At 72.1% G+C, this 12,376-nt stretch carries 12 protein-coding genes; 9 read left to right on the top strand and 3 right to left on the bottom strand.

Annotation, left to right across the window (positions count from 1 at the left end; genetic code table 11):
* Positions 1-70 precede the first annotated feature (70 nt).
* The 4 genes from ACGFZL_RS07340 (at position 71) to groL (ending at position 3,944) form a co-directional block, all read left to right on the top strand.
* On the top strand, positions 71-979 hold the full coding sequence (locus ACGFZL_RS07340; protein ID WP_393689971.1) for a polysaccharide deacetylase family protein: 909 nt from the start codon (positions 71-73) through the stop codon (positions 977-979).
* Positions 976-1,674, top strand: a complete 699-nt coding sequence (locus ACGFZL_RS07345) for a polysaccharide deacetylase family protein (RefSeq protein ID WP_393689972.1) — start codon at positions 976-978, stop codon at positions 1,672-1,674. The genes ACGFZL_RS07340 and ACGFZL_RS07345 overlap by 4 nt, the downstream gene beginning before the upstream one ends.
* Positions 1,675-1,889: 215 nt before the next feature.
* A complete protein-coding gene (gene groES, locus ACGFZL_RS07350; protein ID WP_003974211.1) occupies positions 1,890-2,198 on the top strand; it encodes a co-chaperone GroES in 309 nt (102 codons plus the stop codon).
* Positions 2,199-2,318: 120 nt separating this feature from the next.
* Positions 2,319-3,944 carry a chaperonin GroEL gene (groL, locus tag ACGFZL_RS07355; protein WP_355167682.1) on the top strand — a complete coding sequence of 542 codons (1,626 nt, stop codon included), beginning with the start codon at positions 2,319-2,321 and terminating at the stop codon, positions 3,942-3,944.
* Between the two features lie 195 nt (positions 3,945-4,139).
* Here the strand turns inward: groL and ACGFZL_RS07360 are convergent, their stop codons facing one another.
* Both ACGFZL_RS07360 and ACGFZL_RS07365 read right to left on the bottom strand, forming a co-directional pair.
* The gene (locus tag ACGFZL_RS07360) at positions 4,140-5,246 is read right to left on the bottom strand and encodes a hypothetical protein (RefSeq protein WP_393689973.1); all 1,107 of its coding nucleotides are present in this window, start codon (positions 5,244-5,246) and stop codon (positions 4,140-4,142) included.
* Between the two features lie 130 nt (positions 5,247-5,376).
* Complete coding sequence (locus ACGFZL_RS07365) at positions 5,377-6,150, bottom strand: SDR family NAD(P)-dependent oxidoreductase (RefSeq protein WP_393689974.1); 774 nt, start codon at positions 6,148-6,150, stop codon at positions 5,377-5,379.
* Between the two features lie 85 nt (positions 6,151-6,235).
* Here ACGFZL_RS07365 and ACGFZL_RS07370 point away from each other — a divergent pair, with 85 nt between their 5' ends.
* The gene (locus ACGFZL_RS07370) at positions 6,236-7,159 is read left to right on the top strand and encodes a LysR family transcriptional regulator (protein WP_393689975.1); all 924 of its coding nucleotides are present in this window, start codon (positions 6,236-6,238) and stop codon (positions 7,157-7,159) included.
* Positions 7,160-7,207: 48 nt separating this feature from the next.
* On the opposite strand, the gene ACGFZL_RS07375 is transcribed toward ACGFZL_RS07370, so the two are convergent.
* On the bottom strand, positions 7,208-7,540 hold the full coding sequence (locus tag ACGFZL_RS07375; RefSeq protein ID WP_355167690.1) for a WhiB family transcriptional regulator: 333 nt from the start codon (positions 7,538-7,540) through the stop codon (positions 7,208-7,210).
* Positions 7,541-7,921: 381 nt separating this feature from the next.
* Between ACGFZL_RS07375 and ACGFZL_RS07380 the strand changes: the two genes are divergently transcribed.
* The 4 genes from ACGFZL_RS07380 to ACGFZL_RS07395 all read left to right on the top strand — a co-directional run bounded on the left by ACGFZL_RS07380 (position 7,922) and on the right by ACGFZL_RS07395 (position 12,330).
* A complete protein-coding gene (locus tag ACGFZL_RS07380; RefSeq protein ID WP_003948568.1) occupies positions 7,922-8,533 on the top strand; it encodes a response regulator transcription factor in 612 nt (203 codons plus the stop codon).
* 330 nt (positions 8,534-8,863) lie between these two features.
* The gene (locus ACGFZL_RS07385; RefSeq protein WP_355167692.1) at positions 8,864-9,451 is read left to right on the top strand and encodes a sigma-70 family RNA polymerase sigma factor; all 588 of its coding nucleotides are present in this window, start codon (positions 8,864-8,866) and stop codon (positions 9,449-9,451) included.
* A 129-nt stretch (positions 9,452-9,580) separates the two neighbouring features.
* Positions 9,581-11,089: an IMP dehydrogenase gene (gene guaB / locus ACGFZL_RS07390; RefSeq protein ID WP_393689976.1), complete on the top strand. Its 1,509-nt coding sequence runs from the start codon at positions 9,581-9,583 to the stop codon at positions 11,087-11,089.
* Between the two features lie 116 nt (positions 11,090-11,205).
* Positions 11,206-12,330, top strand: a complete 1,125-nt coding sequence (locus tag ACGFZL_RS07395) for a GuaB3 family IMP dehydrogenase-related protein (RefSeq protein WP_355167696.1) — start codon at positions 11,206-11,208, stop codon at positions 12,328-12,330.
* Positions 12,331-12,376: the final 46 nt, after the last annotated feature.

Here is a 12,376-nt window from a genome sequence, read left to right on the forward strand (position 1 = left end):
GGTGGACGGTGTGCCTCCGGCGTGGTGTCGGGACGGGTGTGGAGGCCATGTACTGCGAGGATCCGGCTCCATGCGGACAGTCGTACAAACTGATAAAAATCGGGCACGGTGCGGTGTGGCCGCCGCGCTCGCCGTCGCCGCCCTGGCCTCCGGCTGTGCGGGGGGCGACGCCACCGAGGTGCGGGGCGCGGCCGGCCAGCAGCCCCTCCAGGCGCCCCCGGCCCGCGCCCTCGACGCCTACGCGGGCAAGCTGCGCGCCGCGCATGCCGCCCGGGTCGCCGCCGCCAAGCGCTGGAAGCTGCGGCGCGTCCCGCTGACCGCGCCCCCGGCCCCGGCCGTCAAGCCGGAGATCACCGCGCGGGCGGGCTTCGAGGTGGACGGCCAGGAGGACCTGCCGCCGGTCTTCACGACCATCCCCACCAAGGACAAGGTCGTCTTCCTGACCATCGACGACGGCGCCGAGAAGGACCCCGAGTTCCTCCGCATGATGAGCGAACTGGGCGTCCCCTACACGGCCTTCCTCAGCGACTACCTGGCGAAGGAGGACTACGGCTACTTCAAGAAGATGCAGTCCCGGGGCATCACCCTGAACAACCACACCCTCACCCACCCCTACCTGCCCGGCCTGTCCTACGCCGAGCAGCGCCACGAGATCTGCGGCATGCAGGACATCATGGAGAAGCAGTACGGCAAGCGCCCGAAGCTCTTCCGCCCGCCGTACGGCGACTACAACCACGACACCCTGCGCGCCGCCGCGTCCTGCGGCATCCGGTACGCCCCCATCTGGGACGAGGAGGTCTTCGTCGACCACTGGGAGTACCGCGAGTGGGACCGCTCGCTCCACCCCGGCGACATCGTCCTGACCCACTTCCGGGGCAAGGCCGACTGGAACGGCACGATGCGCGACATGGTCCGGAGGTTCCTCGACAAGGTCACCGCCGAGGGCTACGCGGTGGCCCGCCTGGAGGACTACCTGTGAGCCGGGGGCGGCGGCCGGGGCGTCGGCTTCTGGCCTCCGCCGCCCTGACCACCGCCCTGCTCACCGGCTGCGCCCCGGACGCGGCGCCCGCCCTGGTGGCGGCGGGCGAGCCGGCCCCGGCGGCGGGGGAGCGGCTGCCGCCTGCCGTGGACCACGTCCCCACCACCGACCCCGTCGTCTTCCTCACCTACGACGACGGCGCCGAGCGCGACCCCGGCCTGACCGACCTGCTCTCCTCCCGCCGCCTCCCGGTGACCCTCTTCCTCACCGACACGGTCGCCGGACCGGCCTACGGCCACCTCGCCCGGCTCCGCGCCGTCGGCACCGGCCTGGAGAACCACACCCAGCACCACCGCGCCCTGCGCGGCCTGCCCTACGCCGGCCAGCGCGCCGAGATCTGCGGCCAGCGCACCAAGCTCACCTCCCGCTTCGGCGTCACCCCGCGCCTCCTGCGCCCGCCCTACGGCACGTACGACACCGCGACCCGGCGCGCGGCGGCGTCCTGCGGCGTCACGTCCCTGATCCTCTGGCGCGCCTCGACCGAGACCGACGGCACCCTCGCCTTCCGCCGGGGCGCTCCGCGTCTTCAGCCCGGCGACATCGTCGCGGTCACGGACCCGGAGGCGACGGAGGCACTGCTGCGCCGGATCGAGGCGGCGGGCCTGAGGGTGGGCCGCCTGGAGGACTACCTCTGAGGGTGATGCAGGGGGCCGAAATCGACGACGCGCCGTCTGCATTGGCACTCCGCTTGACCGAGTGCTAATCGCGGTCATAGTCTCGGCCCTGGCACTCCCCACTGGAGAGTGCCAACACACGCGACGGGCAGGTCCGGCACCCGCGACGACGGATCGACCTGGTCGCCACCTCAGACAGTTAACCCCGTGAGATCTCCGAAGGGGGAGGTCGGATCGTGACGACCACCAGCTCCAAGGTTGCCATCAAGCCGCTCGAGGACCGCATCGTGGTCCAGCCGCTCGACGCCGAGCAGACCACGGCCTCTGGCCTGGTCATTCCGGACACCGCCAAGGAGAAGCCCCAGGAGGGCGTCGTCCTGGCCGTGGGCCCGGGCCGCTTCGAGGACGGCAACCGTCTTCCGCTCGACGTCTCCGTCGGCGACGTCGTGCTCTACAGCAAGTACGGCGGCACCGAGGTGAAGTACAACGGCGAGGAGTACCTCGTCCTCTCGGCCCGCGACGTGCTCGCGATCGTCGAGAAGTAAGTCGAGCTTCCACCAGCTCAGCACTGCGCCCCTGGCCCCCTGCGACCTCGAGAAGCCGGGCGCGAGGGGCGCAGTGCGTTTATTCCCAGATTTCGATTTCGGAAGAGGGCTCACGCTCCCATGGCGAAGATCCTGAAGTTCGACGAGGACGCCCGTCGCGCCCTCGAGCGCGGCGTCAACAAGCTCGCCGACACGGTGAAGGTGACGATCGGCCCCAAGGGCCGCAACGTCGTCATCGACAAGAAGTTCGGCGCCCCGACCATCACCAACGACGGCGTGACCATCGCCCGTGAGGTCGAGATCGAGGACCCGTACGAGAACCTGGGCGCCCAGCTGGTGAAGGAGGTGGCGACCAAGACCAACGACATCGCGGGTGACGGTACGACCACCGCCACCGTGCTGGCCCAGGCCCTGGTCCGCGAGGGCCTGCGCAACGTCGCCGCCGGTGCCTCCCCGGCGCTGCTGAAGAAGGGCATCGACGCGGCCGTCGCCGCCGTGTCCGAGGACCTCCTCGCCACCGCGCGCCCGATCGACGAGAAGTCCGACATCGCCGCCGTGGCCGCGCTCTCCGCCCAGGACAGCCAGGTCGGCGAGCTGATCGCCGAGGCCATGGACAAGGTCGGCAAGGACGGCGTCATCACCGTCGAGGAGTCCAACACCTTCGGTCTGGAGCTGGACTTCACCGAGGGCATGGCCTTCGACAAGGGCTACCTGTCGCCGTACTTCGTGACGGACCAGGAGCGCATGGAGGCCGTCCTGGAGGACCCGTACGTCCTCATCACCCAGGGCAAGATCTCCTCCATCGCGGACCTGCTGCCGCTGCTGGAGAAGGTCATCCAGTCCAACTCCTCGAAGCCGCTGCTGATCATCGCCGAGGACGTCGACGGCGAGGCGCTGTCGACCCTGGTCGTCAACAAGATCCGCGGCACCTTCAACGCCGTCGCCGTGAAGGCCCCCGGCTTCGGCGACCGCCGCAAGGCGATGCTGCAGGACATGGCCGTCCTCACCGGCGCCACCGTCATCTCCGAGGAGGTCGGCCTCAAGCTCGACCAGGTCGGTCTCGACGTGCTCGGCACCGCCCGCCGCATCACCGTCACCAAGGACGACACCACGATCGTCGACGGCGCCGGCAAGCGCGACGAGGTCGACGGCCGGATCAACCAGATCAAGGCCGAGATCGAGAACACCGACTCCGACTGGGACCGCGAGAAGCTCCAGGAGCGCCTCGCCAAGCTGGCCGGCGGCGTGTGCGTGATCAAGGTCGGCGCCGCCACCGAGGTGGAGCTGAAGGAGCGCAAGCACCGTCTGGAGGACGCCATCTCCGCGACCCGCGCCGCGGTCGAGGAGGGCATCGTCTCCGGTGGCGGCTCCGCGCTCGTCCACGCCGTCAAGGTCCTCGAGGGCAACCTCGGCAAGACCGGCGACGAGGCCACCGGTGTCGCGGTCGTCCGCCGCGCCGCCGTCGAGCCGCTGCGCTGGATCGCCGAGAACGCCGGCCTGGAGGGCTACGTCATCACCTCCAAGGTCGCCGAGCTGGACAAGGGCCAGGGCTTCAACGCCGCCACCGGCGAGTACGGCGACCTGGTCAAGGCCGGCGTCATCGACCCGGTGAAGGTCACCCGCTCCGCTCTGGAGAACGCGGCCTCCATCGCCTCCCTCCTTCTGACGACCGAGACCCTGGTCGTCGAGAAGAAGGAAGAGGAGGAGCCGGCTGCGGCGGGCCACGGCCACGGTCACGCGCACTGAGCGCTGCGCTGAGCTTGAGCGGTGCCCAGTGCCCCCCGGTGGGGGGTGCTGGGCATCGGTCGTTTTGGCGGATTGGCGTCTGCCCCGGGCGGTGCGTTGCCGGGTGCGGCGCCGTCGTGGTTGGTCGCGCAGTTCCCCGCGCCCCTTTAGGCGATGTGCCTGACCGGCGTCGGGAGGCGCAGGCCCGTCAGGGGCTTAAAGCAGGCCGCTGAGTGGCAGTACGCGTTCGGCGAGGTGGCCTCGTAGCCTGGCTCCGTCGGTGTTGGCCTCGGTGAGCCAGCCGGCGGTGATGAGTAGCTCGGTGTGTTCGGCGATGTCCTCCGGGCGGAGGGCGCAGAACGAGGCGGCCGGGTCCAGGGGGAGGCCGTCCTCCTCGTCGCCTCCGAGGCGGCCGTCGGGGCGGCTGTGGGCGGCGGTGTACACGGCGAGGAGCCTGGTGGCGGGGCGCGCCTTCTTCTTCCGCAGCTTCCGGTCGCCCACCGCCCGCTGCGCCCACCCCGAGATCCGCGAACGCGTGACCTTGCCGAGGGAGAGCGGGCGGGACTCGGCCGCCAGCAGCGCGGGGACGGTGATCTGGACGGGCGTCTCGGGCCGGGCGGACAGCGCGTCGTCGGCGGAGACGCCGTCCGGCAGCCGCAGCCAGCCGGCGTCGGCCAGTTGCCGGAGCACCCGCGCGGCCTCGCCCTGCAGCCAGCCTTCGAGATCCTGCCCGGTCACGTTCCCGACGCCGGCGCGGGCGGCCCGCAGGGTGAGCATCAGCACCGCGAGCCGTGCCTCGGCCTCGGGGAGCGGGGCGTTCGTCCGGACGTACTCCAGCACGCCACGGGCCTGGCCGGCCTGGGTGCGGGTCAGCAGCCGCTCGACCGCCGGCCCGTCGCCGTCCACCATGACGCCGAGGCGGTTGGCGTTCATCTCCCGGGTGCTCCGCGCGGCCGCCTCGGCCCGCTCCGCCTCTTCGCGCAGGGACGCGTCGCCGGTGACGGTGGCCCATGTGGCGAACGCGCGGGCCTTGCGGTCGTGCAGCTCGGCGAGGACGACGAGGTCGGGTTCCGGGCGCCGCTGATACGCGCGGAACGCGTCCCCGAGCTCGGTCAGCTCCAGGCGCAGCACCTCGGGCTGGAGGTCGTCCGGCACGACCCGCTGCGCGATCTTCCCGGGCCGCCGCCTCTTCGCACCCGGGGCGGACCCTCCGCTCCGGGGTGCGGGGGCGCGATCGGAGAACGTCACCGCCCTCGCGTCCGTACGCCCCCGGTCGGCGCTGCCGACGACCAGTTCGCCCTGCTCACCCGTGCCCGAACCCACCCGATGCCGCCCTCTCCCCAGCCACTCTGCGCCGTCTCGACGCTACGCCGCACCGGCTCCCCGAGGGGGCCGGACGGAGGCAGATCACACGTTCGAGTGACGGGGCGCCCGCGTGTCGCGTGGGTACTGCTCACTGCGGCCCGTACTTGCGCCCCGTCCGCGAGGAGATCCCGCCCAGCAGTCCCCGCGGGACCAGCTTCGCCGCGCCCATCAGGGCCTTGTAGCGCGGGTCGGGGATCGACACGGTCTTTCCGCGGGACAGGTCGGTCAGGGCCGCCGCAGCCACCTTGTCCGCGTCCAGCCACATCCAGCCCGGGATGCTGTCCGTGCCCATCCCGGCCCGCTCGTGGAACTCGGTGCGCACGAAGCCGGGGCACAGTGCCATCAGCCGTACGCCGCTGCCCGCCAGGTCCCGTGCCGCGCCCTGCGTGAACTGCACGACCCACGCCTTGGAGGCGCCGTAGGTGCCGCGTGGCACGAAGGCCGCGACCGAGGCCACGTTCACGACGCCGCCGCGCCCCCGCCCGCGCATCGCCTCCGCCGCCGCCGAGGTCAGCCGGAGCACCGCCTCGCAGTGCACCTTCAGCATCCGCAGCTCGTCGGCCATGGGGACCTCGAGGTAGCGGCCCTTGTTGCCGAAGCCGGCGTTGTTGATCAGCAGGTCGACGGGGCGGCGGGTCTCGCCGAGCCGGGCGGCGACCGCCTCGATGCCGGTGTCGTCCGCGAGGTCGGCGGCGAGCACCTCCACCTCGACGCCGTGCCGGTCGTGCAGTTCGGTCGCCTGCTCGCGCAGCCGCTCGGTGTTCCGGGCCACCAGCACCAGGTCGTGCCCGTCCGCCGCGAGCCGCCGCGCGAACGCAGCCCCGATGCCTGCCGTCGATCCCGTGATCAATGCCGTAGTCATGGCGTAAGGCTAGGGGGCGTCCCGCTGTCCAAAGCATCGGGTCGGAATTCGCCTCCGTGGCAAAGCCTCCCTTATCCTCGGTGGCGTGATCGAGGCTCGTCATCTCCGTGTGCTGCGCGCCGTGGCAACCACTGGTTCCTTCTCCGCCGCCGGGCGCGAGCTGGGCTGCACGCAGCCCGCCGTCAGTCAGCAGATGAAGGCGCTGGAGACCTCCGTCGGCACGCCCCTGCTGGTGCGCACCGGGCGGGAGATGCGGCTGACGCAGGCCGGTGAGGCGCTGGTGCGGCACGCCGCCGGGATCCTGGCCGGGCTGACCGCGGCCGAGGAGGAGGTCGCCGCCATCGCCGGGCTCAGGGCCGGGCGGGTGCGGCTCGTCTCCTTCCCCAGCGGCAGCTCCACCCTCGTGCCCACCGCCCTCGCCGCGCTGCGCGCCGCGCACCCCGGCACCCGGGTCTCCCTGGAGGAGGCCGAACCGCCGAAGTCCGTCCAGCTGCTCCGCGAGGGCGACTGCGACGTGGCCCTCGCCTTCCGCTACGAGGGCGCGGCCGGCGCCGAGGAGTGGGACGACCTGGTCGTCCGGCCGCTGCTGACCGACCGCCTGGTGGCCCTGCTCCCCGAGGAGCACCGCCTCGCCCGCACCGGCGGCCAGGCCGCGGCGCTGGCCATCGGGGACCTGGCCGGCGAGCCCTGGATCGCGGGGTGCCCGCGCTGCCGGGGCCAGCTGGTCGAGGTCTGCGAGGGCGCCGGCTTCACCCCCCGCATCGACTTCGCCACCGACGACTACCCGGCCGTGGTCGGCCTGGTCGGGGCCGGCCTCGGCGTGGCCGTGCTGCCCCAGCTCGCCGTCGAGTCGGTACGCCCCCGGGGTGCGCGCACCCTCGCCCTGGAACCGGCGGTGCGCCGGGAGATCGTCGCCCTCACCCTGCCCGACCTGGCCCAGGTCCCGGCGGTGCGGGCGACCCTGGACGAGCTGGCCCGCGCGGCGTCCGGTCAGTCGGCGGCGCGCTGAGGGCGGCCCCGCGGGCGTACCTCCCGTACGGCTGAAACGTTCCTTCGCTCAGTGGTGGGACGCGTCGTCCGCGCCGCCCGGCGCCGACGCCGACACCAGCCGGTTGCGCGCCCGCCCCATCAGCTCCTCGCGCTCGTCCTCGGTGAGCCCGCCCCACACGCCGTACGGCTCGCGCACCGCCAGCGCGTGCGCGGCGCACTCGGCGCGCACCGGGCACCTCATGCAGACCTCCTTGGCCGAGTTCTCGCGAGCGCTGCGCGCCGCACCCCGCTCACCCTCCGGATGGAAGAACAGCGAGCTGTCCACCCCGCGGCACGCGGCCAGGAGCTGCCAGTCCCACAGGTCCGCGTTCGGACCGGGAAGGCGGGAGAAATCTGCCATTGCGTGACCCCTTGTAGCCGATCTGGGTGGATACGGTGTCCACGACCGTACAACTACGATCTAAGGAGATGAAAATATGACTCATTACGAATCTTGCCGCAGACACCAGCGAAGCGGAAGAAAAGCGGCTAAATGGGGCATGGCTTGTGGGGAAAGCGGGCGGGTCCGCCGCGCGTGACCGCTCGCCACCGGCCCCCTCACGTAGAGTGCCGAAGACGACACACAGCCCCGTAACTCTTTCGAGTGACCGTCGTTGAGAGTGCGGAGGCGGTTGAAGGAACAAGTGCTCGGGCGGACGTCCGGGACGGTCGACCGCACAGGTGACGATTTCGTACCAGCCTGGAGGCTCAACGTGACGCGCATCAGCTGCGGAGGACGGCCATGACTTCCGTCCTCGTCTGCGACGACTCCCCGCTTGCCCGAGAGGCGCTCCGCCGCGCCGTCGCGACCGTGCCCGGCGTCGAGCGCGTGACGACGGCGGCCAACGGCGAGGAAGTCCTCCGCCGCTGGGGCGCCGACCGCTCCGACCTGATCCTGATGGACGTGCGCATGCCCGGCCTGGGCGGCGTCGAGACCGTCCGGCGGCTGCTGTCCGCCGACCCCGGCGCGCGCATCATCATGCTCACCGTCGCCGAGGACCTGGACGGCGTGGCCCTCGCGGTCGCCGCCGGCGCCCGCGGCTACCTGCACAAGGACGCCTCGCGCGCCGAGCTGCGGGCCACCGTCACGCAGGCCCTCGCCGACCCGACCTGGCGGCTCGCCCCGCGCCGGCTGCGCTCCGCCGAGATGGGCGCCGCGCCCACCCTCACCGCACGCGAGATCCAGGTGCTCGAGGGCATGAGCCACGGCCGCTCCAACGCGGAGATCGGCCGCGAGCTGTTCCTCTCCGAGGACACCGTCAAGACGCACGCCCGGCGGCTGTTCAAGAAGCTCGGCGCCTCGGACCGGGCACACGCGGTGGCGCTCGGCTTCCGGTGGGGCCTCGTCCGCTAGGGGCACGCCTCGTGCGGTGCAGAACCAGAGGGGCCGGTGGTCCCGGGGGGCGGCCCTGCGGTCCCGGCGGGTCCCGCGGCGCCGGCCCGGCCGTCCCGATTCCCGCTTACCGCGAGGTGGGCGGGGGTGACAAGGCGGCCCGCCGGACGGCCGGGACCCGTTTCGCCGCGGATGACGCATCCTTGAGGTGTGGAGTTCCTCGGGGACGAGTCGGTCGAGCGGAATGGGAGGGCGCAGGGGATGAGTTCCGGCGCACCCGCTCATAACGCTTCGGTGCACAACGACGGGCGCGAAGCCACGGATCGGACGGCCGCAAGGCACCATGGACCGATGCGTGACGACGAGGCGGCCCCCGACCAGGGAAGGGTCGGCGGGCTCGTGCACCGCGCAGTCGACGGGGACGAGCAGGCCACGCACGACCTGCTCGCCCATGTCCACCCCCTCGCCCTGCGCTACTGCCGCACCCGGCTGTCCCGGCTCCCCGGCGACGCCCGGCACTTCGTCGAGGACCTCGCCCAGGAGGTGTGCGTGGCGGTGCTCCTGGCGCTGCCCCGCTACAAGGACACCGGCCGCCCCTTCGAGGCGTTCGTCTTCGCCATCGCCGCCCACAAGGTCGCCGATCTCCAGCGCGCGGCGATGCGGCACCCCGGCTCCACCGTCGTGCCTTCCGACGAGATGCCCGAGCGGCCCGACGACTCGCTGGGCCCCGAGGAGCGGGCGCTGCTCAGCAGCGACGCCGCCTGGGCCAAGAAACTGCTGGCCAACCTGCCGGAGAATCAGCGTGAACTGCTGCTGCTGCGCATCGCGGTGGGGCTCACGGCGGAGGAGACCGGCCAGATGTTGGGAATGTCACCCGGCGCGGTGCGGGTGGCGCAGCACCGGGCGCTGAGCCGGCTGCGGGCGCTGGCCGAGCAGTAGCCGGCCGGAGTCACCGGCGGCTGGTGCGAACGTACAGGCGCTTTTGGCCTGCTTGATCGTGGAATGAGCCACCCCCACTTCCCGTTAGCATGGACATCCGCACCGATCAAGGCCATTGGGGAAGGTGTCATGACTGCCAACGTCGACGGAGTGCCCGCCAAATTCGCGACCCTCGGGCTGACCTACGACGACGTGCTGCTGCTGCCGGGCGCGTCGGACATGGCTCCCGACGAGATCGACACCGCCTCGTACGTCTCCAAGAACGTCCGGGTGAACATCCCGCTGCTGTCCGCCGCCATGGACAAGGTCACCGAGTCGCGCATGGCGATCGCGATGGCCCGCCAGGGCGGCGTCGGCGTCCTGCACCGCAACCTGTCCATCGAGGACCAGGCCAACCAGGTCGACCTGGTCAAGCGCTCCGAGTCCGGCATGGTGGCCGACCCCATCACCATCGACCCGGACGCCACCCTCGCCGACGCCGACGCGCTGTGCGCCAAGTTCCGCATCAGCGGCGTGCCCGTCACCGACGGCGGCGGCCGGCTCCTGGGCATCGTCACCAACCGCGACATGGCCTTCGAGTCCGACCGCGCCCGGCGGGTGCGCGAGGTCATGACGCCGATGCCGCTGGTCACCGGCAAGGTCGGCATCTCCGGCGTGGACGCCATGGAGCTGCTGCGCCGCCACAAGATCGAGAAGCTGCCGCTGGTCGACGACCAGGGCGTGCTCAAGGGCCTGATCACGGTCAAGGACTTCGTCAAGGCCGAGAAGTACCCGAACGCCGCCAAGGACTCCACCGGCCGCCTGCTGGTCGGCGCCGCGGTCGGCGTGGCCGGCGACGCGTTCGAGCGCGCCCAGGCCCTCATCGAGGCGGGCGTCGACTTCATCGTCGTCGACACCGCGCACGGCCACTCCCGCCTGGTCGGCGACATGGTCGCCAAGATCAAGTCGAACTCCGCCGGCGTCGACGTCATCGGCGGCAACATCGCCACCCGCGACGGCGCCAAGGCCCTCATCGACGCCGGCGTCGACGGCATCAAGGTCGGCGTCGGACCCGGCTCCATCTGCACCACCCGCGTCGTCGCCGGCATCGGCGTCCCGCAGGTCACCGCCATCTACGAGGCGTCGCTGGCCGCCAAGGAGGCCGGCGTCCCGGTCATCGGCGACGGCGGCCTGCAGTACTCGGGCGACATCGCGAAGGCCCTGGTCGCCGGCGCGGACACGGTGATGCTGGGCTCGCTCCTCGCGGGCTGCGAGGAGTCGCCGGGCGAGCTGCTGTTCATCAACGGCAAGCAGTTCAAGTCGTACCGCGGCATGGGCTCCCTCGGCGCGATGCAGACCCGCGGCGACCGCAAGTCGTTCTCCAAGGACCGCTACTTCCAGGAGGGCGTCGCCTCCGACGAGCAGCTGGTGCCCGAGGGCATCGAGGGCCAGGTGCCCTACCGCGGCCCGCTCGCCTCCGTCGTCCACCAGCTGGTCGGCGGCCTGCGCCAGTCGATGTTCTACGTCGGCGGCCGGACCGTGCCGCAGCTCCAGGACAACGGCCGGTTCGTGCGGATCACCTCCGCCGGGCTCAAGGAGAGCCACCCGCACGACATCCAGATGACGGTCGAGGCGCCCAACTACAGCCGCAGCAAGTAGGCAGCAGGTAGGCAGACCGCGCTCCCAGGCGGCCCCGCGAGCATCCGGGGCCGCCTTCGCCGTGCCCGTCGGGGATACTGGGAGGCGCTGCAACGCATCAGGGAAAGGCCACAGACGTGACTGAGATCGAGATCGGGCGCGGCAAGCGCGGCCGCCGGGCGTACGCCTTCGACGACATCGCCGTCGTCCCCAGCCGCCGTACGCGGGACCCGAAGGAGGTCTCGATCGCCTGGCAGATCGACGCCTACCGCTTCGAGCTGCCGTTCCTGGCCGCCCCCATGGACTCGGTCGTCTCCCCGGCCACCGCCATCCGCATCGGCGAGCTGGGCGGCCTCGGCGTGCTGAACCTCGAGGGCCTGTGGACCCGGTACGAGGACCCGCAGCCGCTGCTCGACGAGGTCGCCGGCCTGGACGCGGAGCGCGCGACCCGGCGCCTGCAGGAGATCTACGCGGCCCCCATCCAGGAGGAGCTGATCGGCCGGCGCATCAAGGAGGTGCGCGACGCGGGCGTGGTCACCGCCGCCGCGCTCTCCCCGCAGCGCACCGCCCAGTTCTCCAAGGCCGTCGTGGACGCGGGCGTGGACATCTTCGTCATCCGCGGCACCACCGTCTCCGCCGAGCACGTCTCGGGCGCGCACGAGCCGCTGAACCTGAAGCAGTTCATCTACGAGCTGGACGTGCCGGTGATCGTCGGTGGCTGCGCCACCTACACCGCCGCCCTGCACCTGATGCGCACCGGCGCGGCGGGCGTGCTGGTCGGCTTCGGCGGCGGCGCCGCGCACACCACGCGCAACGTGCTCGGCATCCAGGTCCCGATGGCCACCGCCGTCGCCGACGTGGCCGCGGCCCGCCGGGACTACATGGACGAGTCCGGCGGCCGGTACGTGCACGTGATCGCGGACGGCGGCGTCGGCTGGTCCGGCGACCTGCCCAAGGCGATCGCCTGCGGCGCCGACTCGGTGATGATGGGCTCCCCGCTGGCGCGCGCGACCGACGCGCCGGGCAAGGGCCACCACTGGGGCATGGAGGCAGTGAACGAGGAGCTGCCGCGTGGCCGGAAGGTCGACCTCGGCACGGTCGGCACCATCGAGGAGGTCCTCACCGGCCCGTCCCGCATCCCCGACGGCTCGATGAACTTCTTCGGCGCCCTGCGCCGCGCGATGGCCACGACGGGCTACAGCGAGCTGAAGGAGTTCCAGCGGGTCGAGGTGACGGTGGCGGACTCGCAGCACCGCCGCTGACCCGTTCCGCCCACCTGGCACACGAAGGCCGGCCGCCCTCTCCGGG

Source organism: Streptomyces sp. NPDC048182, assembly GCF_043202555.1.
GTDB lineage: Bacteria > Actinomycetota > Actinomycetes > Streptomycetales > Streptomycetaceae > Streptomyces.

Excerpts from the sequence above, each read along its gene's own strand:
- ACGFZL_RS07340 (WP_393689971.1), top strand. The coding sequence starts at position 71 with ATGCGGACAGTCGTACAAACTGATAAAAATCGGGCACGGTGCGGTGTG.
- groL (WP_355167682.1), top strand. The coding sequence starts at position 2,319 with ATGGCGAAGATCCTGAAGTTCGACGAGGACGCCCGTCGCGCCCTCGAG.
- ACGFZL_RS07365 (WP_393689974.1), bottom strand. The coding sequence starts at position 6,150 with ATGACTACGGCATTGATCACGGGATCGACGGCAGGCATCGGGGCTGCG.
- ACGFZL_RS07375 (WP_355167690.1), bottom strand. The coding sequence starts at position 7,540 with ATGGCAGATTTCTCCCGCCTTCCCGGTCCGAACGCGGACCTGTGGGAC.
- ACGFZL_RS07380 (WP_003948568.1), top strand. The coding sequence starts at position 7,922 with ATGACTTCCGTCCTCGTCTGCGACGACTCCCCGCTTGCCCGAGAGGCG.
- ACGFZL_RS07385 (WP_355167692.1), top strand. The coding sequence starts at position 8,864 with ATGCGTGACGACGAGGCGGCCCCCGACCAGGGAAGGGTCGGCGGGCTC.
- guaB (WP_393689976.1), top strand. The coding sequence starts at position 9,581 with ATGACTGCCAACGTCGACGGAGTGCCCGCCAAATTCGCGACCCTCGGG.